The organism is Streptomyces sp. NPDC008137, assembly GCF_042957035.1.
In the GTDB taxonomy this organism is placed as follows: Bacteria; Actinomycetota; Actinomycetes; order Streptomycetales; family Streptomycetaceae; genus Streptomyces.
This window is the reverse complement of sequence record NZ_JBIBHN010000024.1, coordinates 21,810-45,927: the sequence shown is the minus strand read 5'-3', so window position 1 is coordinate 45,927 and position 24,118 is coordinate 21,810. Positions and strand designations below refer to the sequence as shown.

General features: G+C 70.3%; 21 protein-coding genes, 1 tRNA gene and 1 riboswitch. Of the genes, 14 read left to right on the top strand and 8 right to left on the bottom strand.

Annotated features, from left to right (window positions below; translation table 11 throughout):
- Positions 1 to 61 precede the first annotated feature (61 nt).
- The 8 genes from ACFZBT_RS29730 to ACFZBT_RS29695 all read left to right on the top strand — a co-directional run bounded on the left by ACFZBT_RS29730 (position 62) and on the right by ACFZBT_RS29695 (position 9,180).
- Positions 62 to 1,030, top strand: coding sequence for a transglycosylase family protein (locus tag ACFZBT_RS29730; protein WP_391109810.1), 969 nt, complete (start codon positions 62 to 64; stop codon positions 1,028 to 1,030).
- Positions 1,031 to 1,258: 228 nt separating this feature from the next.
- Positions 1,259 to 1,425: riboswitch (cyclic di-AMP (ydaO/yuaA leader) on the top strand.
- Positions 1,426 to 1,429: 4 nt separating this feature from the next.
- Entirely contained in the window at positions 1,430 to 2,131 is a 702-nt protein-coding gene (locus ACFZBT_RS29725; RefSeq protein ID WP_391109807.1) for a transglycosylase family protein, read from the top strand.
- Positions 2,132 to 2,440: 309 nt separating this feature from the next.
- Positions 2,441 to 3,721, top strand: coding sequence for a phosphopyruvate hydratase (eno, locus tag ACFZBT_RS29720; RefSeq protein WP_382832273.1), 1,281 nt, complete (start codon positions 2,441 to 2,443; stop codon positions 3,719 to 3,721).
- 120 nt (positions 3,722 to 3,841) lie between these two features.
- On the top strand, positions 3,842 to 4,318 hold the full coding sequence (locus ACFZBT_RS29715; RefSeq protein WP_391109805.1) for a septum formation initiator family protein: 477 nt from the start codon (positions 3,842 to 3,844) through the stop codon (positions 4,316 to 4,318).
- Positions 4,319 to 4,371: 53 nt separating this feature from the next.
- Positions 4,372 to 4,911: a DUF501 domain-containing protein gene (locus ACFZBT_RS29710; protein ID WP_391109803.1), complete on the top strand. Its 540-nt coding sequence runs from the start codon at positions 4,372 to 4,374 to the stop codon at positions 4,909 to 4,911.
- On the top strand, positions 4,908 to 5,873 hold the full coding sequence (locus tag ACFZBT_RS29705; RefSeq protein ID WP_391109800.1) for an exopolyphosphatase: 966 nt from the start codon (positions 4,908 to 4,910) through the stop codon (positions 5,871 to 5,873). The genes ACFZBT_RS29710 and ACFZBT_RS29705 overlap by 4 nt, the downstream gene beginning before the upstream one ends.
- Positions 5,874 to 6,294: 421 nt before the next feature.
- Positions 6,295 to 7,683, top strand: a complete 1,389-nt coding sequence (locus tag ACFZBT_RS29700; protein ID WP_184598197.1) for an NAD(P)/FAD-dependent oxidoreductase — start codon at positions 6,295 to 6,297, stop codon at positions 7,681 to 7,683.
- A gap of 204 nt (positions 7,684 to 7,887) precedes the next feature.
- Positions 7,888 to 9,180, top strand: coding sequence for a class I SAM-dependent methyltransferase (locus ACFZBT_RS29695; RefSeq protein WP_391109797.1), 1,293 nt, complete (start codon positions 7,888 to 7,890; stop codon positions 9,178 to 9,180).
- Positions 9,181 to 9,235: 55 nt separating this feature from the next.
- On the opposite strand, the gene ACFZBT_RS29690 is transcribed toward ACFZBT_RS29695, so the two are convergent.
- Both ACFZBT_RS29690 and ACFZBT_RS29685 read right to left on the bottom strand, forming a co-directional pair.
- Positions 9,236 to 11,767, bottom strand: a complete 2,532-nt coding sequence (locus ACFZBT_RS29690; protein ID WP_391109794.1) for an FtsX-like permease family protein — start codon at positions 11,765 to 11,767, stop codon at positions 9,236 to 9,238.
- Between the two features lie 38 nt (positions 11,768 to 11,805).
- Positions 11,806 to 12,576: an ABC transporter ATP-binding protein gene (locus tag ACFZBT_RS29685; protein WP_189726760.1), complete on the bottom strand. Its 771-nt coding sequence runs from the start codon at positions 12,574 to 12,576 to the stop codon at positions 11,806 to 11,808.
- 417 nt (positions 12,577 to 12,993) lie between these two features.
- Here ACFZBT_RS29685 and ACFZBT_RS29680 point away from each other — a divergent pair.
- From ACFZBT_RS29680 to ACFZBT_RS29670, 3 genes are all read left to right on the top strand, one after another.
- Positions 12,994 to 13,077 (top strand) — tRNA-Leu (locus tag ACFZBT_RS29680).
- 136 nt (positions 13,078 to 13,213) lie between these two features.
- On the top strand, positions 13,214 to 14,389 hold the full coding sequence (locus ACFZBT_RS29675) for a 4-hydroxybenzoate 3-monooxygenase (RefSeq protein ID WP_391109790.1): 1,176 nt from the start codon (positions 13,214 to 13,216) through the stop codon (positions 14,387 to 14,389).
- 157 nt (positions 14,390 to 14,546) lie between these two features.
- Entirely contained in the window at positions 14,547 to 15,455 is a 909-nt protein-coding gene (locus tag ACFZBT_RS29670) for a Bax inhibitor-1/YccA family protein (RefSeq protein WP_391109788.1), read from the top strand.
- A gap of 70 nt (positions 15,456 to 15,525) precedes the next feature.
- Here the strand turns inward: ACFZBT_RS29670 and ACFZBT_RS29665 are convergent, their stop codons facing one another.
- Entirely contained in the window at positions 15,526 to 15,756 is a 231-nt protein-coding gene (locus tag ACFZBT_RS29665) for a DUF4287 domain-containing protein (RefSeq protein WP_215120964.1), read from the bottom strand.
- A gap of 101 nt (positions 15,757 to 15,857) precedes the next feature.
- Between ACFZBT_RS29665 and ACFZBT_RS29660 the strand changes: the two genes are divergently transcribed.
- Positions 15,858 to 16,169, top strand: coding sequence for a hypothetical protein (locus tag ACFZBT_RS29660; protein WP_391109784.1), 312 nt, complete (start codon positions 15,858 to 15,860; stop codon positions 16,167 to 16,169).
- Between the two features lie 69 nt (positions 16,170 to 16,238).
- Here ACFZBT_RS29660 and ACFZBT_RS29655 read toward each other — a convergent pair whose 3' ends face one another.
- The 3 genes from ACFZBT_RS29655 to ACFZBT_RS29645 form a co-directional block, all read right to left on the bottom strand.
- Entirely contained in the window at positions 16,239 to 17,021 is a 783-nt protein-coding gene (locus tag ACFZBT_RS29655; RefSeq protein WP_391109781.1) for a hypothetical protein, read from the bottom strand.
- Between the two features lie 273 nt (positions 17,022 to 17,294).
- On the bottom strand, positions 17,295 to 18,515 hold the full coding sequence (locus ACFZBT_RS29650; protein WP_189726755.1) for an acetyl-CoA C-acetyltransferase: 1,221 nt from the start codon (positions 18,513 to 18,515) through the stop codon (positions 17,295 to 17,297).
- A 148-nt stretch (positions 18,516 to 18,663) separates the two neighbouring features.
- Positions 18,664 to 19,689 (bottom strand): GDSL-type esterase/lipase family protein, encoded by a 1,026-nt coding sequence (locus tag ACFZBT_RS29645; protein WP_391109777.1) that lies wholly within the window; start codon positions 19,687 to 19,689, stop codon positions 18,664 to 18,666.
- Between the two features lie 159 nt (positions 19,690 to 19,848).
- On the opposite strand from ACFZBT_RS29645, the gene ACFZBT_RS29640 reads away from it, so the two are divergent.
- Positions 19,849 to 21,255, top strand: coding sequence for a cystathionine beta-synthase (locus ACFZBT_RS29640; RefSeq protein WP_391109774.1), 1,407 nt, complete (start codon positions 19,849 to 19,851; stop codon positions 21,253 to 21,255).
- 318 nt (positions 21,256 to 21,573) lie between these two features.
- Here ACFZBT_RS29640 and ACFZBT_RS29635 read toward each other — a convergent pair whose 3' ends face one another.
- Positions 21,574 to 22,542: a helix-turn-helix domain-containing protein gene (locus ACFZBT_RS29635; protein WP_391109771.1), complete on the bottom strand. Its 969-nt coding sequence runs from the start codon at positions 22,540 to 22,542 to the stop codon at positions 21,574 to 21,576.
- A gap of 145 nt (positions 22,543 to 22,687) precedes the next feature.
- Between ACFZBT_RS29635 and ACFZBT_RS29630 the strand changes: the two genes are divergently transcribed.
- Complete coding sequence (locus tag ACFZBT_RS29630; protein ID WP_391109768.1) at positions 22,688 to 23,449, top strand: SDR family NAD(P)-dependent oxidoreductase; 762 nt, start codon at positions 22,688 to 22,690, stop codon at positions 23,447 to 23,449.
- 15 nt (positions 23,450 to 23,464) lie between these two features.
- Here the strand turns inward: ACFZBT_RS29630 and ACFZBT_RS29625 are convergent, their stop codons facing one another.
- Positions 23,465 to 23,887: a hypothetical protein gene (locus ACFZBT_RS29625; RefSeq protein WP_391110013.1), complete on the bottom strand. Its 423-nt coding sequence runs from the start codon at positions 23,885 to 23,887 to the stop codon at positions 23,465 to 23,467.
- Positions 23,888 to 24,118: the final 231 nt, after the last annotated feature.

The window sequence follows — 24,118 nt, the reverse complement described above, 5'->3', positions numbered from 1 at the left end:
AGTGCGACCCGGGAAAACCTGCGGAGCGCTGGTCACTGCTGTCTTCGCGAAAGGTCTCCGTATGCTCTCCGGGAACGGTCGGCACCGTCGCCCCCGCCAGGCTCCGGCTCTCCTCGTCGCGGCCGGGGTGACCGGGTCCGCCATCGCGATCCCGCTCCTCGGAGCCACCGGCGCGAGCGCGGCCGACGGCACGACCTGGGACCGGGTCGCGGACTGCGAGACGGGTGGCTCCTGGAGCCAGAACAGCGGCAACGGATACTTCGGCGGCCTGCAGTTGTCGCAGGAGGACTGGGAGAACCACGGCGGCCTCGACTACGCCCCGAGCGCCGATCTGGCCAGCCGTTCCCAGCAGATAGCCGTGGCCGAGAGAATCCTCGCCGACCAGGGGGTCGGCGCCTGGCGCACCTGCGGACTGCTCTCAGGCCTGGAGCAGGACAAGAAGTCGTCCGACTCGGAGGACTCATCCGAATCATCTGATGCGTCGGAGTCACCCGGATTGCTCGACTCTCTCGGGTCATCCCCTTCGTCGTCCGAGTCGCCGTCTTCTGACGAGTCGTCGACTTCGAAGGACGAATCCGGCAAGTCAGACAAGTCATCTGAATCCGAGGAGTCCGCCTCGCGGGGCGAGGGGTCCGGCAGCTCCCCGTCGGCGACGCCCGAGAGCGACAAGTCCGACAACTCGGGGCAGAGCGGGGACTCTTCGGAGCCCACCGGGACCGACACCGGCTCCGGCCGCCACCGCGGCCCCAGCGCCGACGAGACCCAGGCGCCCGAGGATGGCCGTACGGACGAGTCCACGGGCCGTCACGCCTCGCGTGACGACCGCGGCGACGAGGGCTCCGGCGACTCGTCCCAAGGTGCCTACATCGTGGGCATCGGCGACAGCCTCTGGTCCATCGCCGAGTCCTTTGACATCAGCGGCGGATGGCACGAGCTGTACGACGGCAACAAGAAGGCCGTCGGCGGCGACCCGAACCTCATCCGCCCCGGTGAGAAGCTCACCGTAGAGGGCGAAGCGGACGGGAAGTAGCGGTTCGGGCAGTGCGGAAACGGGGGTGGAAGTCGCCCCGAAACCGTGCGAGTTCGCGTCCTGCTTCACACTGAATGTCCCGTTTGATGCCCGTGAGAGATAGATCTCAGAAGCCCTGATCGTCTTTGAAATTCGGCGGATCGCGTGGCTACGGTCGTGACCGCTCGTCACCACGAGCCCCGGCTGCCGCAACGCCGAATCCTGCCAGCGGCCGTACGGGAACAGTCGTCGCGTCAAGCGCCGTAGGCAGGAGCGGGGGACCCAAGGTAGGTGCCCGACCGGCCAGTTGCGCCGGAAGGGCTAGGGGTGAAGCCGTGTCCCGGGAGGGGCGCGGCCGGGCAACTCAACCGGCCCGAACCCGACAGCTCACCTCGCAGGCGTCGGTGAGGGGATCCTTCCATGCTGTTTTCCAGCAAGGGCAAGCACCGCCGTCCGTCCAAGGCCAGCCGTGCCATCGCCGTCGCCGGTGTCACCGGCGCCGCTGTCGCCGCCCCGCTGATGGCCGCCGGCGGCGCCTCCGCCGCCACCGCCTCCGAGTGGGACGCCGTCGCCCAGTGCGAGGCCGGCGGCAACTGGTCCATCAACACCGGCAACGGCTACTACGGCGGTCTGCAGTTCTCCGCCTCCACCTGGTCCGGCTACGGCGGCACCAAGTACGCCGCCACCGCCGACCAGGCCACCAAGGAGCAGCAGATCGAGATCGGCGAGAAGGTCCTCGCGGGCCAGGGCAAGGGCGCCTGGCCGGTCTGCGGCAAGGGCCTGTCGAACGCCAGTGGCGGCGGCTCCTCCTCGAACGACTCCGGCGACTCCGGCAGCTCCTCGCAGCAGAGCGAGCAGAACACCGAGTCCCGCGAGACCCAGCAGCAGCCGGCCTCCCGCTCCGACGAGCGCCCGGCCGCGAAGAAGACCGTCACCACCCCGACCGGCAAGAAGGTCAAGAAGGGCGACGGCGAGTACAAGGTGGCCAAGGGCGACACCCTGAGCTCGATCGCGGCGGACAAGAAGGTCGAGGGCGGCTGGGAGAAGCTGTTCCAGCTGAACAAGGACATCGTCGAGGACGCCAACCTCATCTACCCGGGCCAGCAGCTGCACCTGAAGTAAGCAGCGGCCCTCCGCCCCCCAGGGGGCGGTCCCCGTCCCCACGGGCTCCCCGCCCCGGTGCGTGTTCCCCCGTACGCGCCGGGGCGGGGTCATGTCTGCCGGGCTTCGCCACCGGTCTTTTCCGCGACTCTCTCCGAGAGCGTCTTTGTTCCGTTCGGAAACAATTTACTCTCGGTTCTGTCCATGAGGTGGGCGACCCGGTGGCCGATCGGCCCGAGCCGGTTAGGCTCATGTCGCGAGCCACCACGGCCCGCACCTCGCCGGGTCCACGCGACCCGCGTACCCGCGTCACATAAGAAGGAGATGCTCGTGCCGTCCATCGACGTCGTCGTAGCCCGGGAAATCCTGGACTCCCGAGGCAACCCCACGGTCGAGGTCGAGGTCGGCCTCGACGACGGCAGCACCGGTCGTGCCGCCGTCCCGTCCGGCGCCTCCACGGGCGCCTTCGAGGCCATCGAGCTGCGTGACGGCGACTCGAACCGCTACCTCGGCAAGGGTGTGGAGAAGGCCGTCCTCGCGGTCATCGAGCAGATCGGCCCGGAGCTCGTCGGCTACGACGCCACCGAGCAGCGCCTGATCGACCAGGCCATGTTCGACCTGGACGCCACCGACAACAAGGGCTCCCTCGGCGCCAACGCCATCCTCGGCGTCTCCCTCGCCGTCGCCCACGCCGCCTCCGAGGCCAGCGACCTGCCGCTGTTCCGCTACCTGGGCGGCCCGAACGCGCACCTGCTGCCGGTGCCGATGATGAACATCCTGAACGGCGGCTCGCACGCCGACTCCAACGTGGACATCCAGGAGTTCATGATCGCCCCGATCGGCGCGGAGTCCTTCTCCGAGGCCCTGCGCTGGGGCGCCGAGGTCTACCACACGCTGAAGAAGGTCCTGAAGAGCAAGGGCCTGGCCACCGGCCTCGGCGACGAGGGCGGCTTCGCCCCGAACCTCGGCTCCAACCGCGAGGCCCTCGACCTCATCCTCGAGGCGATCAAGGAGGCCGGCTACACCCCCGGCGAGCAGATCGCCCTCGCCCTCGACGTGGCCGCGTCCGAGTTCTACAAGGACGGCGCCTACACCTTCGAGGGCAAGACGCGCTCCGCCGCCGAGATGACCGAGTACTACGCCGAGCTCGTCGACGCGTACCCGCTCGTCTCCATCGAGGACCCGCTGTTCGAGGACGACTGGGACGGCTGGAAGACCATCACCGAGAAGCTCGGCGACAAGGTCCAGCTCGTCGGCGACGACCTGTTCGTCACCAACCCCGAGCGCCTCGCCCGCGGCATCGACGAGAACGCCGCCAACGCCCTGCTGGTCAAGGTCAACCAGATCGGCTCGCTGACCGAGACCCTGGACGCCGTCGAGCTGGCCCAGCGCAACGGCTTCAAGTGCATGATGTCCCACCGCTCCGGCGAGACCGAGGACGTCACCATCGCCGACCTGGCCGTCGCCACCAACTGCGGCCAGATCAAGACCGGCGCCCCGGCCCGCTCCGAGCGCGTCGCCAAGTACAACCAGCTGCTGCGCATCGAGGAGATCCTCGACGACGCCGCGGTCTACGCCGGCCGCAGCGCCTTCCCGCGCTTCAAGGGCTGACCCGGGTGACCCGTTAAGGGTCAAGCCTGAGCCAGTCGTACGTACGTCCCCGTACTCGGTCCCGTACCGTGTCCGGGGACGTACGCGCGTTGGACGGTGGAGCGGGAGAGCGGGGAGACCATGGCCGTGAAGGACCGGGACCGTTTCTCCACCGCGACCAGGATCCGGCTGCTCGGTGAGCAGACCGCGGCCCGGGTCTACCGCTCCCAGACCCGGCGCCAGGCCCGCCGCTCCCGGCTGACCGGCCGGGCCGCGCTGCTCGCGCTGGTGATGTGCACGCTGATCGTGGCGCTGGCCTACCCGATGCGGGAGTTCGTCTCCCAGCGCGCCGAGATCGACGACCTCCAGCGCGAACAGCAGCAGGCCCGGGAGCGCGTCGAACGGCTGCGCGACCAGAAGGCGCGCTGGCAGGACGACGCGTACGCGGAGCAGCAGATCCGGCAGCGGTTGCACTACGTCATGCCGGGGGAGACGGGGTTCATCGTCGTCGACCCGCACGCGGCGCGGCAGTCGCACGCCGTGCTCGGGACGTCCGACCGCCCCTGGTACGCGAACGTGTGGGACGGCGTCGACAAGTCGGACGCCTCCGCCCGGTGAACCCGGACCCCAGCCAGATATCTGACTCAGAGAAAGACAGCCTGAAGACAGTCATGGAAACGCCCCCGCCGACCACCCCGCGCACCGAGCCCACCGACGCTGACGTCGAGGCCTTCAAGCAGCAGCTCGGCCGGCCCCCGCGCGGTCTGCGCGCGATCGCGCACCGGTGCCCGTGCGGGCAGCCCGACGTCGTCGAGACGGCACCCCGGCTGCCGGACGGGACGCCGTTCCCGACGCTGTACTACCTGACGTGCCCGCGCGCCGCCTCTGCCATCGGCACGCTGGAGGCGAACGGCGTGATGAAGGAGATGACCGAGCGGCTGGCCTCGGACCCCGAGCTGGCGGCGGCCTACCGGGCGGCGCACGAGGACTACATCAGGCGCCGGGACGAGATCGAGGAGCTGAAGAACTTCCCCAGCGCGGGCGGCATGCCGGACCGGGTGAAGTGCCTGCACGTGCTCGTGGGCCACTCGCTGGCCGCGGGGCCCGGGGTGAACCCGCTCGGCGACGAGGCGATCGAGATGCTCCCGGAGTGGTGGCGCAAGGGCCCGTGCGTGACGGGCGTGACGACCATTGAGGAGGACGACCGATGACCCGTGTCGCCGCCGTGGACTGCGGTACGAACTCCATCCGCCTCCTGGTCGCCGACGCCACTGTGTCGCATGGCGCCTCCGGCGCGGGGGCCACCGGCGAGCTGGTCGACCTGGACCGCCGGATGACGGTCGTGCGGCTCGGGCAGGGCGTCGACCGCACCGGCCGGCTCGCCCCCGAGGCGCTGCGGCGGACCTTCGCGGCGTGCCGCGAGTACGCCGCGATCATCAAGGAGCACGGGGCGGAGCGGCTGCGGTTCGTGGCGACCTCCGCCTCCCGGGACGCCGAGAACCGCGACGAGTTCGTGCGCGGCGTGCTGGACATCCTCGGCGTCGAGCCCGAGGTGATCTCCGGGGACCAGGAGGCCGAGTTCTCCTTCACCGGCGCCACCAAGGAACTCGCCGGGGGAGACCACCTCCCGAAGCCCTACCTCGTCGTGGACATCGGCGGCGGCTCGACGGAGTTCGTCGTCGGCGACGACCATGTCCGGGCGGCCCGCTCGGTGGACATCGGCTGTGTCCGCATGACCGAGCGGCACCTGGTCCGGGACGGTGTGGTGAGCGACCCGCCGTCGAAGGAGCAGATCGCGGCGATGCGGGCGGACATCGAGGCCGCCCTCGACCTCGCCGAGGAGACGGTCCCGCTGCGCGAGGCCCGCACCCTGGTCGGCCTCGCCGGGTCCGTGACGACCGTGTCGGCGATCGCCCAGGAGCTGCCCGAGTACGACTCGGCCGCCATCCACCACTCCCGCGTCTCCCACGCCCGCGTCCGCGAGATCACCGAGTGGCTGCTGCGCTCCACCCACGCCGAGCGCGCGGCGGTGCCCTCCATGCACCCGGGCCGGGTCGACGTGATCGGCGCGGGGGCTCTCGTACTGCTGTCGATCATGGAGCGGATCGGCGCCGAGGAGGTCGTGGTGAGCGAGCACGACATCCTCGACGGCATCGCGTGGTCGGTCGCGTAGCCCGCTTCTGAGCAGGCATGGATCACGTTTGAGCGCGTCCGGGGGGCTCCTGTGGACCCCCCGGCGACAGCTCGTCGGAAAAGTTCGTGAAGTTCTTCACAAGGAATTCGGCCCGCGAGAGCGACAAGAAGCGTCCCGTTGACCCATCCGGGGCCCTTGGGTGCCTTTGAACATGTTCAGAAGCATGGTATGGAGGTGCCGGGGAAGGGGCCCGGAGCGGGACTCCGGGATGGCCTCACGGAGGCCCTTTCCGCCCAGAGAGGCAGCTCACGCGGCATTGACAACGGTCCGGGGTGCACAAAGGAGCCCGGTTGTCACCATGACATGGATCACGCGGGCCGCGGAGGATAACACACACCCTGCAGGAGCTTGTGAAGGGGCGCACGAGCCACCCCCCTGAGGCGGGTGGATACTCGATGGCATGAGCACCACGGAGCGTCCCAGGATCCTCGTAGTAGGCGGTGGGTACGTAGGCCTGTACGCAGCTCGGCGCATCCAGAAGAAGATGCGCTACGGCGAGGCGACCGTCACGGTCGTCGACCCCCGGTCGTACATGACCTACCAGCCCTTCCTCCCCGAAGCCGCCGCCGGCAACATCTCCCCGCGCCACGTCGTCGTCCCGCTGCGACGCGTGCTGCCCAAGGCGGAGGTTCTCACCGGCCGGGTCACCACCATCGACCAGGACCGCAAGGTCGCCACGGTCTCCCCGCTGGTCGGCGAGGCCTACGAGCTGCCCTTCGACTACCTGGTGATCGCGCTCGGCGCGGTCTCCCGCACCTTCCCGATCCCCGGCCTCGCCGAGCAGGGCATCGGCATGAAGGGCGTCGAGGAGGCCATCGGCCTGCGCAACCACGTGCTGGAGCAGCTCGACAAGGCCGACTCCACCACCGACGAGGAGATCCGCCGCAAGGCGCTCACCTTCGTCTTCGTGGGCGGCGGATTCGCCGGTGCGGAGACCATCGGCGAGGTCGAGGACATGGCCCGCGACGCCGCGAAGTACTACAAGAACGTGTCCCGTGAGGACATGCGCTTCATCCTGGTCGACGCCGCGGACAAGATCCTCCCCGAGGTCGGTCCCAAGCTCGGCAAGTACGGCAAGGAGCACCTCGAGGGCCGCGGTGTCGAGGTCTACCTGTCCACCTCCATGGACTCCTGCGTCGACGGCCACGTGGTGCTGAAGAACGGCCTCGAGGTCGACTCCAGCACCATCGTCTGGACCGCCGGCGTCAAGCCCAACCCGGCCCTGTCCCGCTACGGCCTGCCGCTGGGCCCCCGCGGTCACGTCGACTGCGAGCCGACCCTCCAGGTCAAGGGCACCGACTACATCTGGGCCGCCGGCGACAACGCCCAGGTCCCGGACCTCGTCGGCCGCAAGGCCGGCAACGAGAACGCCTGGTGCCCGCCGAACGCCCAGCACGCGCTGCGCCAGGCCCGCGTCCTCGGCGACAACGTGGTCTCCGGCATGCGGGGCTTCCCGCAGAAGGACTACGCGCACGCCAACAAGGGCGCGGTGGCCGGTCTCGGCCTCCACAAGGGCGTCGCGATGATCGTCATGGGCAAGATGAAGATCAAGCTCAAGGGCCGTCTCGCCTGGTACATGCACCGTGGCTACCACGGTCTGGCGATGCCGACCTGGAACCGCAAGATCCGCGTCTTCGCCGACTGGACCCTGGCGATGTTCCTCAAGCGCGAGGTCGTCTCCCTCGGCGCGATGGAGACGCCGCGCGAGGAGTTCTACGAGGCCGCCAAGCCGGCCCCGGTCGCCGCCGCGCCCAAGGAGAAGACCGAGGAGAAGGCCAAGGCCTCCTGACCCTCCCCCGGTCACCCGCCTGACGAAGGACCTCCCGCCATCCGTGGTGCGGGAGGTCCTTCGGCGTTGTACGGAACCCGCCGCCGGGTGGGCGAAGTGGCGGTTTTGCTCAGACATGACGCGTGCCGGGGACTGCGGTGAGGCCCCGCAGGTGTTTACGTGGTGTCGGACATTCCGGGATTCCCCGTCACGGAGGTGTACACCATGGCAGACGCCGCGCAGCGGCTGCAGGGCCTCTTCGCACAGTTGCTGGGAGCACCGCCCCCGGTGCGCATCCGCGCCTGGGACGGTTCGCAGGCGGGCCCGCCGGGCGCGCCCACCCTGGTCGTACACAACCGCCGCGCCCTGCGCCGCCTGCTGTGGAAGCCGGGCGAACTGGGTCTGGCCCGCGCCTGGGTGGCGGGCGACCTGGACATCGAGGGCGACCTCTACACCACCCTCGACCTGCTCGCCGGGGACATCTGGGAGCGCGGCGAGGACGCCCGCACCCTCACCCAGGCCCTGCGCGACCCCGAGGTCCGCGCCGCCGTACGCGGCCTCATCAAGCTCGCCGGCACCCCGCTGCCGCCCGCCCCGCCCCCCGAGGAGGCCCGGGCCCCCCGCCGCCACCTGCACACCAAACGCAGCGACAGACGCGCCATCAGCCACCACTACGACGTCGGCAACGACTTCTACGAGATCGTCCTCGGCCCGTCCATGGTGTACTCCTGCGCCTACTGGGACAGCCCGGACAGCACCCTCGAACAGGCCCAGCACGACAAGCTCGAACTCGTCTGCCGCAAGCTCGGCCTGAGCCCCGGTCAGCGGCTGCTGGACGTGGGCTGCGGCTGGGGCTCCATGGCCATCCACGCAGCCCGCGAGCACGGCGTGAGCGTCGTGGGCGTCACGCTCTCGCAGGAGCAGGCCGCCTACGCCCGCAAGCGCGTCGCCGAGGAGGGCCTCACCGACCGGATCGAGATCCGCGTACAGGACTACCGCGACGTCCGCGACGGCCCGTACGACGCGATCTCCTCCATCGGCATGGCCGAACACGTCGGCGCCGAACGGTACCTGGAGTACGCCGACGGCCTGTACGACCTGCTCAAGCCCGGCGGCCGGCTGCTGAACCACCAGATCGCCCGCCGCCCGCAGCGGGACGAGACGACGTACGAGGTCGACGCGTTCATCGACTCCTACGTCTTCCCCGGCGGCGAACTCCAGCCCATCGGCGTCACCGTCACCCAGCTGGAGCGCGCCGGGTTCGAGGTACGCGACGTCGAGTCGATCCGCGAGCACTACGCCCTCACGCTGCGCCGGTGGGTCAGCCGCCTGGAGGCCGACTGGAAGCGTGCCGTCCAGCTCACCGGGCCCGGCCGCGCCCGCGTCTGGCGCCTGTACATGGCCGCCAGCGCGGTCGCCTTCGAGCGCAAGCGCATCGGTGTCAACCAGGTCCTGGCCGTGCGGGCCCCAGAATCAGGGGAGTCGGGCATGCCCCTGCGCGCCCGCACCTGGAACTGACACGGCGAAGGCCCCCTCTCCCATCCGGTGGGAAAGGGGGCCTTCACCGTCCTCACTACTCCGCCTTGATCGCTTCCAGCATGTTCAGCCGGGCCGCCCGCCGGGCCGGCCACAGCGCCGCGAGGACACCCACCGTCGCGGCCAGCAGCAGGAAGACACCCATCCGGGCCCAGGGCAGGACCAGCGCGTAGGTCGGCATCTTCGAGGCCAGCAGCTCACCGGCCGCCCAGCCGAAGAACACGCCCAGGCCGATGCCCAGCACCCCGCCGAACAGCGAGATCACCAGGGACTCCATCCGGACCATCCGCTTGATGCCCTTGCGGTCCAGGCCGATCGCCCGGAGCATGCCGATCTCCTGGGAGCGTTCGAAGACCGACATGGCCAGGGTGTTGATGACCCCGAGGACCGCCACGATCACGGCCATGGCGAGCAGTCCGTAGAGCATGTTCAGCATCAGCGTGAACATCTGCGCGATCTCGTTGGAGATGTCCTGCTTGTCCTGGACCTTGATCGCCGGGTTGTCGTCGAGGGCCTTCTCCAGCTTGTCCTGCGCCGCGCCGGACGGGCCGCCGGAGGTCTTCGCCATGACCTTCATGACGTACGGGTCGGACGTGTGCGGCGCGAGCGTCGACTGGTCGAGCAGGATGCCGCTGAGGTACTCGTTGCTCTCGTAGGTCCCGGCGACGGTGAGCCGCTGCTTCTTGCCGTCCTCGAAGGCGACGCTGAAGCTCGAACCGGCCTTCCAGTGGTTGGCCTTGGCGGTCGTGCTGTCCACGACGACCTGGGAGCCGCCGACCTTGAAGGAGCCGTCCTCGACCTTCGGGGCCGCCAGCTCGCCGATCGCGGCGCCGTTGACGCCGGTCAGGTACTCGTCGGTCTTGCCGTCGACACGGGCCATGGCATTGGTCATCGCGCTGGTGGCGGTGACGCCGTCGGTCTGCTTCAGCTTCTTCTCGACGTCCGGGGAGAGCGGGTTGCCGTTCGCCATGGACACCACGTAGTCCGCCTTGATCGCGGACGCCGCCATCTTGTCGATGGCCTGCTGGAGGCTGCCCGCCGTCACCGTCATACCGGTGATCAAGGTCAGGCCGATCATCAGCGCGGAGGCGGTGGCGGCCGTACGGCGCGGGTTGCGCACCGAGTTCTGCCGGGCCAGCTTGCCGGAGACGCCGAACGCGCGCAGCACCGGCGCAGCGGCGGCGATCAGCGGCCGGGACAGCAGCGGGGTCAGGATGAACACGCCGATGATCAGCAGCACCGCGCCGAGGCCCATGGGCATCTGGCCGTCCGAGCCGTCCATGGTGGTGGCCGCCAGGACCACCGCGACGCCCGCGGCCGAGAAGAGGGCGCCCAGCGTGTTGCGCAGCACCAGCGACTTGGTCGTGGCCTTGGCGTGGACGCTGCTCATGGCCGCGACCGGCGGGATCTTCGCGGCCCGGCGGCCCGGCAGCCACGCCGCCAGCATGGTCACCAGGATGCCGACGGCGAACGCGGCGGCGATCGTGGCCGGCTTGATGATCAGCGGGCCGTCGGGAACGGTCGCGCCGAACGAGCCCATCAGGGAGCGCAGTCCGGCCCCGATGCCGATGCCCGCGACCAGACCGGTCACGGCGGCGACCGCGCCGACCACGAACGCCTCGATCAGCACCGACCGCGTCACCTGCCGGCGCGAGGCGCCGACCGCTCGCATCAGTGCCAGCTCCTTGGTGCGCTGGGCGACCAGCATGGTGAAGGTGTTGGCGATGATGAACGTGCCGACGAACAGGGCGATGCCGGCGAAGACCAGCAGGGCCGTCTGCATGCCGCTCATCGACCGGGAGATGGTCTCCGCCTGGTCGTCGGCGAGCTGTTTGCCCGTGGTGGTCTGGACGGTGCCCTCGGGCAGCGCCTTGTCCAGCTCCGCCTTGAGCGCGGCCTGCGAGACGCCCGGCTTCGCCTTGACGTTGATCTGGTCGTAGACGCCCGCCTTGCCGAACTGCTGCTGCGCCGTCGCCGTGTCGAACAGGGTCAGGGAGCCACCGGCCGCGACATTGCCGTCGTCGGTGGTGAAGATGCCGGCGATCCTCGGGGTCAGGACCGGCCCGTCGACCGACATGCGTACGGTGTCGCCGACTTTGTACCCGGCGCGCTTCGCCGTCTCGGAGTCGATGAGGATCTCGCCCGCGCCCTTGGGCGCGTGACCGCTCGTCAGGGGGTAGCGGGGGTCCTTGTCCCCCCAGTAGTTGCCGCCCTGCGACTGGAAGCCCTCGCCGATCAGCTTGCCGTCCTTGTCGGCGATGGCCGTGAAGCCCTGCACGACCCCGATGGCGGACGCGGCGCCGGGAACCCGCTCGCTCTTGTCGAGCACGGCCCGGTCCAGGTCGTGGACCTTGCCGACCTTGTCGCCCTCGGATTCCTGGTAGTCCGAGGTCACGGCGACGTCGACCCGGTCGAAGCCCTTGGCGGAGCTCTTCTGGAAGGCGTCGGAGATGGTGTTGGTGAAGACCAGGGTCCCCGACACGAAGGCCACGCCGAGCATCACGGCGAGGACGGTCATCAGGAGCCGGGCCTTGTGCGCGAGCACATTGCGCAAGGCGGTACGGAACATGGGTTCTTCTTCTCAGTCCTGTCGGTCCTGACGGGGGATCAGCTGGTGCGGCCCTTGGCGTCGAACGCCTTCATGCGGTCGAGCACCGAGTCGGCCGTCGGCCCGTGCATCTCGTCCACGATCCGGCCGTCCGCGAGGAAGACGACCCGGTCCGCGTAGGCCGCGGCCACCGGGTCGTGCGTGACCATCACCACCGTCTGGCCCAGCTCCCGCACGGAGTTGCGCAGGAAGCCCAGCACCTCGGCGCCGGAGCGCGAGTCGAGGTTTCCGGTGGGCTCGTCACCGAAGATGATCTCGGGCTTGGAGGCCAGCGCCCGCGCCACGGCGACGCGCTGCTGCTGACCGCCCGACAGCTGCGAGGGCCGGTGGCCCAGCCGGTCCGCCAGGCCGACCATGCGGATGACGGAGTCCAGCCACTGCTTGTCCGGCTTGCGGCCCGCGATGTCCATCGGGAGGGTGATGTTCTCCAGGGCCGTCAGCGTCGGCAGCAGATTGAAGGCCTGGAAGATGAAGCCGATCTTGTCCCGGCGCAGCTTGGTCAGCTGCTTGTCCTTCAGGGAGCCGAGCTCGGTGTCGCCGATGCGCACCGACCCGGAGGAGAAGGAGTCGAGACCGGCCACACAGTGCATCAGGGTCGACTTGCCGGAGCCGGAGGGGCCCATGATCGCGGTGAACTCGGCCTGCCGGAAGTCGGCGGAGACCCGGTCCAGGGCGACCACCTGGGTCTCACCCTGCCCGTAGATCTTCGAGAGATCCGTGGCGCGCGCGGCCACGGTGGTGGCCCGGTCGGCGAGGGAAGCGGTGGTCACGGGATGGCACTCCTGTCGGACGGTGATGCGGTCAGGGGGATGTGATCCATCGTCCGGGTCCCCCGCCGCCGTGTAGTCACCCGCAGTTCCCGTTCCGGGGGCCGACTTCGGACTGACCAGGAGCGGCGGTGTCATACCTGGGGATGACGAACGCCCCTGAGCGGCCCCGGTGTCGGGAGCCCGAGAGGTCCTGATGTCGAGAACAGGTGGAGTGCCCTCGTTCGGGCGGTGAAATTCCGTCATTCCGCATGCGGCGCCCACCGCCGCACGGAAGGCTATTGGCAAGTGCGGATGGCGCGTTCCGTGTGCTGATGCACCCTCAGACGTCAATAAAATAAGACAACATCGGTCCGTGCTTCCGCTGTTCGGGGGATCCGTCCCGATAGTCTCGGAACCTCGACGCGGAGCCCATGGCCTGCCCGGATGGTGGAATGCAGACACGGCGAGCTTAAACCTCGCTGCCCCTTCGCGGGCGTGCCGGTTCGAGTCCGGCTCCGGGCACCCTTCCGACTCCTGCATGGTTCATTGAAGACTTCACGGCATGCCCGTTGACAGCGGGCGCATGCCGTCGGAAACTCACATCCAGTCGTGGTGAAAAAATTTTCACCACACGAACAAGAGTGAGAGAAGGTGCCCGATGCGCACCACCGTCGGCATCATCGGAGCCGGCCCCGCCGGCCTCCTCCTCGCCCGGCTGCTCCACAACGCGGGCATCGACTCGGTCGTGCTGGAGAGCCGCGACCGTGCCTATGTCGAACGGCGGCAGCGGGCCGGGATCCTGGAGCAGGGCACGGCGGACGTGCTGCGCGCGGCCGGCGCCGGGGAGCGCATGGACCGCGAGGGCCTGCGCCACGACGGCATCGAACTGCGCTTCGACCGCCGACGGCACCGCGTCGACTTCCCCGCCCTCACCGGCGGCCGGTCCGTGATGGTCTACGCCCAGACCGAGGTCTGCAAGGACCTCATCGCCCTTCAGCTCCGGGAGGGCGGCCCGCTGCTGTTCGAGGCGGAGGCGCTGGCCGTGGAGGACGCCGCCACCGACGCCCCGCGCGTCCGCTTCCGGCACGAGGGGAGCGAGGACGTCCTGGAGTGCGAGTACGTCGTCGGCTGCGACGGCTTCTGGGGCGTGGCCCGCAACGCGATCCCGGCCGAACTGACCCAGGTCTTCGAACGGACGTACCCCTTCGGCTGGCTCGGCATCCTCGCCGACGTGCCGCCCTCGCACGACGAGCTGGTCTACGCCCGCCACGACCGCGGCTTCGCCCTTCTCTCCATGCGCTCACCGTCCGTCTCGCGCCTCTACCTCCAGGTGCCCGACGGCACCGACGCCGGCGCGTGGAGCGACGAGGAGATCTGGGAGGAGTTGGAGCGCCGCTTCGAGACCGCCGACGACTGGCGCCTCGAACGCGGCCCCATCACCCAGAAGTCCGTCACCCCGATGCGCTCCTACGTCCACGAGCCCATGCGCCACGGCCGCCTCTTCCTCGCCGGTGACGCCGCCCACATCGTGCCGCCGACCGGCGCCAAGGGGCTGAATCTCGCCGTCGGCGACGTCGTGACGTTCGCCCGGGCCCTGACGCACCGCGAGAAGACCGGTTCGGCGGAACTCCTGGACACCTATTCCGAGACCTGCCTGCGCCGGATCTGGCAGGCCGAGCGCTTCTCCTACGACATGACGACCCTGCTGCACCGCGCCCCCGGCGCGACCGGCTTCGAGGACCGGCTCCAGCTCGCCCGGCTGGAGCGCATCGCCTCCAGCCGCGCCGCCGAGACCGACCTGGCTGAGGGGTACACGGGCTTCCCCTTCGGGTGAGACATGAGTGACCCCCTCCGGTGAGGGGAATCACGAAGCCGCGTAGCGTGTTGCGCAGCACGACGAGGGAAAGATCCTCCCCAAGCACTAGGGTCATTCCTTTGCCTACCTATTACTCTTGAGCCAAGGCCACGACGTGTGGCCATGGAGGAGTGAAATGAGGAGCAGAAACCCGGTCTTCTCGCGACGGGGGTTCAGCCGCGACAACGGCTACGCGGGCTTCAACACCGCGCCGCAGGCCGGGGGTCCCGCTGTCGCCACGCAGGGCAACCCGTACGCCCAGCCGACGGGCGACCAGTACGCGCAGAACCCGTACGCGCAGAACCCTTACGCCCAGCAGGACCTGCAGCACGGCGCACCGCCGCAGGCACCGGCCACCACCGGCCGGATGACGATCGACGACGTCGTCCTGCGCACGGCGAGCACGCTCGGTGTGCTCATCCTCACCGCGGCGCTCTCCTGGGCCCTGCTGCCGATCGACGACGCCAACATCAGCCGTAGCTACGGCATCGGTATCGGCGCCGCGCTGATCGGCATGGTCCTGGCGTTCGTACAGTCCTTCAAGCGCAAGGCCTCGCCCGCGCTGATCCTGACGTACGCCGCGTTCGAGGGTGTCTTCCTCGGCGTCGTCTCCAACATCGTCGACAACCGCATCGCCGACGGCGCGGCCATGCAGGCCGTGATCGGCACCATGGCGGTCTTCGCCGGTGTGCTGATCGCGTACAAGGCCGGCTGGATCCGCGTCAACCGCCGCTTCTACGGCTTCGTGATGGCGGCGGCGCTCGGCTTCATCCTGCTGATGACCGTGAACCTGCTGTTCGCGGTGTTCGGCGGCGGTGACGGCCTCGGCTTCCGCAGCGGTGCCATGGGTGTCATCTTCGGCATCGTCGGCATCATCCTCGGCGCCTGCTTCCTCGCCCTGGACTTCAAGCAGGTCGAGGACGGCATCGCCTACGGCGCCCCGCGCGAGGAGGCGTGGTTCGCGGCCTTCGGGCTCACGCTGACGCTGGTGTGGATCTACCTGGAGTTCCTGAGGCTCATCTCGATCCTCAACAGCAACGACTAGTACGGCTCGTACTGACCGTCGTACGCGATGGGGCCCCGGCTTCGGCCGGGGCCCTTCTCGTTGTCCGCGCCTAGAGCAGTTTGCGCGCGGCCCTCCTGAGGTCGTACTCGTGGACGATCGCCTTGGCGTGGCCGTAGGCCAGATTGTGTTCGTGCCGGAGCCAGCTGACCTTTTCCTCGAAACGGAAGAGCGCCGGGCCGTCTTCGACGGTGCGGAGCCAGTCGGTGATTTCACGACCGGTGCAGTGCGGGATGCGGGCTAGCAGGTTGCGATGGGTCTCTTCGGAGAAGACTTGGGACATCGGCGCCTCCGGACGCTGGGATGTAAGCCGGTCCTTCAGGTCACCGTGCCTGAGTGTTCGCCCGTTGGCAACAGTCCCGGTGCGACGCGTACGCTCGCGGCGTGGTTGATACGACGCCTCTGACCCGTGCGGTGGATCACTTCGCCGATCGTTTGAGGGCCGCGCCCCAGAGCCGGCTGCAGCGCAGCGCTGCCGCTGAGGCTCTTGAGCTGGCCCGGGAGTTGGCCCGGAGGGCGCAGGCTCTTGAGGAGCCGGGGGTGGAGCCTCGGGAGATGCCCGACGCGGGGATGTTTGCTGCCGCAGATCAGATCACCGTGGCCGGGCATGATCTGGCCGTGGTGATTCCCAGTGACGCGGATGTCGATGACGCGGTGAGGGTGGTGGAGGAGGCGCAGAAGCGGGCGGGGGTTTAGCACCGTGCGCGAGTGCCGGGTGCGCTGTGGTTGCTCGCGCAGTTCCCCGCGCCCCTGAAGGGCGCTTCACTACAGGGACGAGATGACCCGGTCCGCCAGGATGTAGACGTTCTCCTCGCCGCATTCGAACGTCAGGGTGTACGCGCCCGCGATGCCGGAGCCGCCGAGGAGGACCGGGGTCTCGCCCGCGCGCAGGGCCGTGGCGAGGTGCTCCGCGGTCTCCCGGTGGCCCGGGGTCATGCACAGGGTCGTGCCGTCGGCGAAGACGTAGACGTCGAGGGTGCCCAGCGGGCCCGGGCGGACGTCCGTCAGCTCGACGCGGGAGGAGGCCAGCTCCTCCAGGGTGGCGACCGTGCGCTCGTGGTCGTTCACCACGGGGGACTGCGCCGGTACGAAGTCCGGGTGGGAGGGGTGGCGGCGGCGGGCCGCGGCCAGCTCCGGGGACTCGGCGACCGGTTCCTCGGTGTCCGCGCCGGGCTCGGACACCGGCTCCAGACCCGCGAAATCGGCCTGCCGGGGCAGGAACAGATCGGGGTCGGGCAGGCCCAGCAGGGTCGGCGCGTCGGAGGCGTCACGGGTTTCCTGGGCGGCCCAGAACGCCCGCGCCTCGGCGAGCTCCCGCTCCCGCTCCTCGGCCAGCGCGGCCGCGACCGCGGCGCGTATCTCCTCGGCGTCGGCAGTGGTGCGGGCGGCCGGCAGCAGCGCACGCGTGGTGGCGGCACGGCTCTCGGCCAGCGCGGTGTGCAGGGCCGCGACCTGTCGCCGCAGCTGCAGAACGGTGCGCAGGACGGCAACGCCCACGGCGCCTGTGGCGGCCGTGGTGACCAGCAACGCGATCGGCATGGCGCTCACTGACGTACTCCCGGTTCAAAGTCGACCCCCGACTTCCTACATCAGCTTGAAGGGCGGACTAACCAGCTGTCAGTGCGTAACGTCACCAAACGGACAGGGCTTCCGCCTCGGGGGAGGGGCTGTGGCTGCTGTGACCTGCGCTTCTCCCCAGCCGGAGGGAGATAGGTCACATCCTGGGGGAGATTGGATCACAAAACGGCCCAGAACCCCGGGGATTTCGGGGTTCCGGGCCGACACCTCACAGCCGGTGCTATGGCGGCTACGGTGCGGTGCTCAGCTGAGGCGCTCGATGACCATGGCCATGCCCTGGCCGCCGCCGACGCACATCGTCTCCAGACCGAACTGCTTGTCGTGGAACTGGAGGGAGTTGATGAGCGTGGTGGTGATGCGGGCGCCGGTCATGCCGAACGGGTGACCGACGGCGATGGCACCGCCGTTGACGTTCAGCTTCTCCAGCGGGATGCCCAGGTCGCGGTAGGAGGGGATCACCTGGGCGGCGAACGCCTCGTTGATCTCGACCAGGTCGATGTCGTCGATCGACAGGTTCGCGCGGCGCAGCGCCTGCTTGCTCGCCTCGACGGGGCCGAGACCCATGATCTCGGGGGAGAGGCCGGAGACGCCGGTCGACACGATGCGGGCGAGCGGGGTGAGGCCGAGCTCGCGGGCCTTGGTGTCGGACATGATCACGAGCGCGGCGGCGCCGTCGTTCAGCGGGCAGCAGTTGGCGGCGGTGACCAGGCCGTCCGGGCGGAAGACCGGCTTGAGGCCCTGGACGCCCTCCAGGGTGACGCCGGCGCGAGGGCCGTCGTCCTTGGCGACGACCGTGCCGTCGGGGAGGGTCACCGGGGTGATCTCGCGCTCCCAGAAGCCGTTCTTGATGGCTTCCTCGGCGAGGTTCTGCGAGCGGACGCCGAACTCGTCCATGTCCTGGCGGGTGACGCCCTTGGAGCGGGCCAGGTTCTCGGCGGTCTGGCCCATCGCGATGTACGGGTCGGGCAGCAGGCCGTCCTCGCGCGGGTCGTGCCAGGTCGAGCCCTCGGACTGGGCGGTCTCGACGGTGCGGGCCTCGGCGTCGGCGAAGAGCGGGTTGTGCGTGTCGGGCAGGCCGTCGGAGCTGCCCTTCGCGTACCGGGAGACGGTCTCCACGCCGGCCGAGATGAAGACGTCGCCCTCGCCCGCCTTGATGGCGTGCAGGGCCATGCGGGAGGTCTGCAGGGAGGAGGAGCAGTACCGGGTGACGGTGCAGCCCGGCAGGTGGTCCATCCCCATCTGTACGGCCACGATGCGGCCGAGGTTGTGGCCCTGCTCGCCGCCGGGCAGGCCGCAGCCGAGCATCAGGTCGTCGATGTCCTTCGGGTCCAGCTCGGGGACCTTGGCCAGGGCGGCCTGGACGATCGTGGCGGTCAGGTCGTCCGGGCGGAGGTCCTTGAGGGAGCCCTTGACGGCGCGGCCGATGGGGGAGCGGGCGGCTGAGACGATCACGGCTTCGGGCATCACGGCTCCATTGACGTACCGGGTGGTCTGGCTGGGCTGTCTGGGAAGTTACCCGTACGTATGGGCTGGGTCACGGGTCTCGCGGTGTGACCCTGACCGCAGTTTTCTAAGCGCTTGCTTTTCTCGCTCCCGTTTTTCTCCCCCGCTCTCAGTTCGAGGGCGTGGCAGGCGCCGGCTCCTGCTCGGGTACCCGCCTGCGCCGCCTTCGCTTCAGCAGGGCCCACGGCCCGCGCGACCCGGTCGGCATCGCCGCCGCGACCTCCGTGCCCGCCTCCGAGGCGGCCTCCGCGGCCGCCCTGGCCACCGGCAGGAAGCCCTCGCGACGGGAGGCGTCCGGGCGCTCCTCCTCGGCCGGCCACAGGCCGAGGGAGGCGCAGACACTGGGCAGGACCGCCATCGCCGCCGTCGCATAGCCCTCGGCGGAGGGGTGGTAGCTGTCGGGGCCGAACAGCTCGCGCGGGTTCTCGGCGAACTCGGGGCCCAGCAGGTCGCCCAGGGACACCGTGCGACCGCCCTGCTCGACGACTCCGATCGTCTGGGCGGCCGCCAGCTGGCGGGAGGCCCGTCGCGCCAGCCAGCGCAACGGCTGCCGGACCGGCTCGATGGTGCCCAGGTCGGGACAGGTGCCCACCACGACCTCCGCACCGGCCGTGCGCAGCCGCCGTACCGCCGAGGCCAGGCAGCGGACCGAGCGGGTCGGGGGCATGCGGTGGGTGACGTCGTTGGCGCCGACCATGATGACGCAGATGTCCGGCACCGGATCGGGGTCGGCCAGCACCAGGGCCACCTGGCGGTCCAGGTCGTCCGAACGGGCTCCGGGCGTCGCCACCGTGCGCAGCCGCACCGGGCATTCCGCCAGTGCCGCGAGTCCCGACGCCAGCAGCGCCCCGGGGGTCTGCCCGGACCGGTGCACGCCCTGGCCCGCCGCCGTTGAGTCGCCCAGCATCACCAGCCGCAGCGGCGACTCGGCGGAGCCGGCGTACGCACGGCCGTACAGTCCGTCCGCGTTCGGCACGTGACCGGACGTGCCGTTGCCCACCCGGCGCCGCGCCAGCTGGACCTCCGCCAGCACAAGCCCCACGGCGGCCGCCCCGGCCAGACCGATCCCGCCGCCGCCGTACGCCGCGCCGGCCGCGATCCGCCGGGCCACCCTCGCCCTCGACATGCTCGTCATGCGTCGCCGCCACCTCCTCGAACCCGTACACCCAGTGCTTGCCCCGTACAGGCCGTCGCCCAATCTCAACGCGGAGTGAACGACCGTCACGGACCACGGGCAGCACATAGGCTGGCGGCACCACACAGACCACTTCTTCTGCGGCATCCGGAGACAACGGTGCAGTTCCACGACTCGATGATCAGTCTCGTCGGCAACACCCCGCTGGTGAGGCTCAACAGCGTGACCAAAGGCATCAGGGCGACCGTCCTGGCCAAGGTGGAGTACTTCAATCCCGGCGGTTCCGTGAAGGACCGCATCGCCCTGCGCATGATCGAGGCCGCCGAGGAGAGCGGCGCGCTCAAGCCGGGCGGCACGATCGTCGAGCCGACCAGCGGGAACACCGGCGTGGGGCTCGCCATCGTGGCGCAGCAGAAGGGGTACAAGTGCATCTTCGTGTGCCCCGACAAGGTGAGCACCGACAAGATCAACGTGCTGCGCGCGTACGGCGCCGAGGTGGTCGTGTGCCCGACCGCCGTCGACCCCGAGCACCCGGACTCGTACTACAACGTCTCCGACCGGCTGGTCCGTGAGACGCCGGGCGCCTGGAAGCCCGACCAGTACTCCAACCCCCACAACCCGCTCTCCCACTACCACTCCACCGGCCCCGAGCTGTGGGAGCAGACGGAGGGGAGGATCACCCACTTCGTGACGGGCGTGGGCACCGGCGGCACCATCTCCGGGACCGGGCGCTATCTGAAGGAGATCAGCGACGGCAAGGTGCGGGTCGTCGGCGCCGACCCCGAGGGCTCCGTCTACTCCGGCGGCTCCGGGCGGCCGTACCTCGTCGAGGGCGTCGGCGAGGACTTCTGGCCGACCGCCTACGACCGGACCGTCGCGGACGAGATCGTCGCCGTGTCCGACAAGGACTCCTTCCAGATGACCCGCCGCCTGGCCAAGGAGGAGGGCCTCCTGGTCGGCGGCTCCTGCGGCATGGCGGTCGTCGCCGCGCTGGAGGTCGCCGGGCGCCTCGGCGAGGACGACGTCGTGGTGGTGCTGCTGCCGGACAGCGGGCGCGGCTACCTCAGCAAGATCTTCAACGACGAGTGGATGGCCGACTACGGCTTCCTGGAGGACACGGGCCCGAGCGCTCGCGTCGGCGACGTCCTGGCCGACAAGGAGGGCGACCGCATGCCCTCCCTCGTCCACATGCACCCGGAGGAGACGGTCGGCCAGGCCATCGACGTGCTGCGTGAGTACGGCGTCTCGCAGATGCCGGTCGTGAAGCCGGGCGCGGGCCACCCCGACGTGATGGCCGCCGAGGTCGTCGGCTCGGTCGTGGAACGCGAGCTGCTGGACGCGCTGTTCAGCAAGAGCGCCTCGCTCGACGACCCGCTGGAGAAGCACATGTGCGGCCCGCTGCCCCAGGTCGGTTCCGGCGAACCCGTTGAGGACCTGATGGCCGTGCTGGGCAAGGCGGACGCGGCGATCGTCCTGGTCGAGGGCAAGCCGACCGGTGTGGTCAGCCGGCAGGACCTGCTGTCCTTCCTCGCCCGGACCGGGAAAGCGGCGGCGAACGCCCGGTGAACCACCCGTGAACCGGGTGAACTTGAGGCGTCCGTGATCTTCGCGGACTTCGCGGAAGTGGTACGAGGGTGTCACGTTCGCGCAGCACCCGCTTAACACGAGTCCTGCACATTGGTGGGTGTCGGCAGGGCGGGAGCGGCTCCCCGCCCGGGCCGACGCCGTAGGCGTCACGGACCTCCGGAGCGGCTCCCGGACCTCCATGGACCCTACTGACGCGCCAGCCCGGCCCTGACCAGGCCCGCGTCCCTCGCGGGGACCGCCGTCGTCCCGCCCCCCGAACAGGGGGTGCGGCGGTCCCCGCGCTATCTCTTCCCGGCCTCAGCCGGCCCGGCTCGTCGCCCAACTCCCCAGCAGCGCCAGGCGCTCCGCCGTCTCCGAGCCCGGTTCCGGTGTGTAGGCGACGATCGTCTGGTCCGGCGCCCCGGGGATCGTGAGGGTCTCGTAGGGGAGGGTCAGCAGGCCCGCGACCGGGTGCCGGAGGTGCTTCACACCGTGGTCGCAGGGCTTGACCCGATGGTCGGCCCACAGGTTGCGGAAGTCCTCGTCGGCGCGGGAGAGTTCCGCGACGAGCTCCCCGGTGGCGGTGTCCCCGGGGTGATGGCCCGCCTGCAGGCGCAGATGGGCGACCGTCTGGCCCGCGATCGCGGCCCAGTGCGGATAGATCTCGCGGGCGGCGGGGTCGAGGAAGATCCGGCGGGGGATGTTGAGCTCGCCGGGGCCGGGGCCGGGGCCGGGGCCGGGGCCGGAGCCGGAGCCGGAGCCCGAGCCCGAGCCCGAGCCGGAGCCGGAGCCCGAGCCGGAGCCCGAGCCGCTGAAGTCGAGCAGGGCGTCGGCGAGCGCGTTCCAGCCGAGCACCTCCATGCGGTGGTCCAGGACGTACGCCGGATTGCGGTCCATGCCGTCGAGGATCAGCTGGACACCCGGGCGTACTCGCGAGGCGACATCCCCCGGCTCGGACCGCGGGGACGCGGCCGGAGCGCCCTCGACCCGGCGGGGGCGTGCGACCGCCCGCAGATACGCGTGCTCCGCCTCGTCCAGCCGCAGCACCCGCGCCACCGCGTCCAGCACGGAGTCCGACACGCCCCCGGACTTCGTCCGGGACGGGTCCCCGGGGCCCCTGCCCTGCTCCAGCCGGACGTAGTAGTCGACGCTCACCCCGGCCAGCTGCGCCACCTCCTCGCGGCGCAGACCCGGGACCCGGCGGCGGCCGTAGGAGGGCAGCCCCACCTGCTCCGGCCGGATACGGGCGCGGCGCGAGCGCAGGAAATCTCCCAGTTCTCCGTCCATGCCTTCGAGCCTAGGCGCCCCGCGCGCGGTGAGCCTGGTACTGGCAGACCCAGGAAAAGCGCCCCCCTGGGTACGGCGGCCGACGGCGCCGAGGGTGGTGGACGAGGCCGGGGAGACGCCCCGGCCACCACCGAGGGGATCTCCCATGTCGTACGAGAACCTTTCCGGCCGCACCGCCGTCGTCACCGGAGCCGCGAGCGGGATCGGCGAGGCCATCGCCGTCCTGCTGGCCGCCCGGGGCGCGCGGGTGGCCCTGCTGGCCCGGCGTGCGGAACGGCTGACGGAACTCGCCGGGAAGATCCGGGCCGACGGCGGACAGGCCCTGGCCGTCGTCGCGGACGTCACCGACGACACGTCCGTGGCGGCCGCCGCCGACCGGATCCACGCCGAGTACGGGCCCGTCGACCTGGTCGTCAACTCCGCCGGCGTCATGCTGCCGCACCCCGTCGACGCCCGGCGCACCGACGAGTGGCAGCGCATGCTCGACACCAACGTCGCCGGCGTGCTGCGGATCACCGGCGCGTTCACCGCCGACCTGGTGGACGCGGCGGCGGACGGCCGTACGGCCGACATCGTGAACATCTCGTCCATCGCCGCGCACGTCAGCTTCCCGAACTACGCGGTGTACGGCGCGACCAAGGCGGCCGTCACCTACCTGTCGGAGTCCCTGCGCGGCGAGTTCGGGCCGCGGGACGTCCGGGTCACCAACATCGAACCCGGGTTCGTGGAGAGCGAGCTGCTCACCCATATCGGCGACGCGGAACTGGCCCGCCAGGTGCAGGACATGCGGGACCAGGTGGGCGCGCTGTCCGCAGAGGAACTGGCCGACCTGGTGGCCTACACGACCAGCCGGCCGCGCCGCGTCAACCTGCGGCAGATCGTCGCGCTGCCCACCAGGCAGGCCTGAACCGCGTACGCCCGCTCAATCCTCCCAGCCGCTGTCCCGGGAGGACGTGCGGCGGCCGAACAGGTCCGGGTTGGTGCGGGCGGCCTGGACGAGGTTGACGCCCACGATGCCGGCCCAGGCGACGAGCATGCCGGGCAGCTGGGCCACGCCCCCGCCGATCGCGGACAGCGGCACCGCGAGGACCAGGGAGACGATGCCGAAGCCGAAGCGCTCGCCCCAGGAGTCGGTGGGCCGCGTCGACCGGGACTCCCGGGCCGTCTGCATCTGCTGCTCGGCGAGCTGTCGGCGCACCCGGCGGTCCACCGCGCCGTCGATCCGCTGGTCGACCTTCTCCAGGAACGAGTCGACCAGCGCGGACTCGTACTCCTCGCCCAGCTCCCTGCGTGCGTGCAGGGTGGCGTCGAGTTCCTTCTTCAGCTCGGTGTCCCGCGCGTCCATTCCGGTCATGAAACTCACGGTAGAAAGAAGAGGCGCCCGCCGCACTGGGGTTAGCCCCCCTTTCGGCGCGGGGGCTGCCGGGCGGGCGGGGAGGCCGGGCGCGGCGTCGCCGCCCGCCATCCCTCCGCACGGCGCGCACATGCCGGTGTCATGCCTCGCCCATGCCTCCGTGCGCCGCCGCGGCCCCCGGTACGCCGGTCGCCGCCGCCTCGTTCCTCCCACGACGGCGGA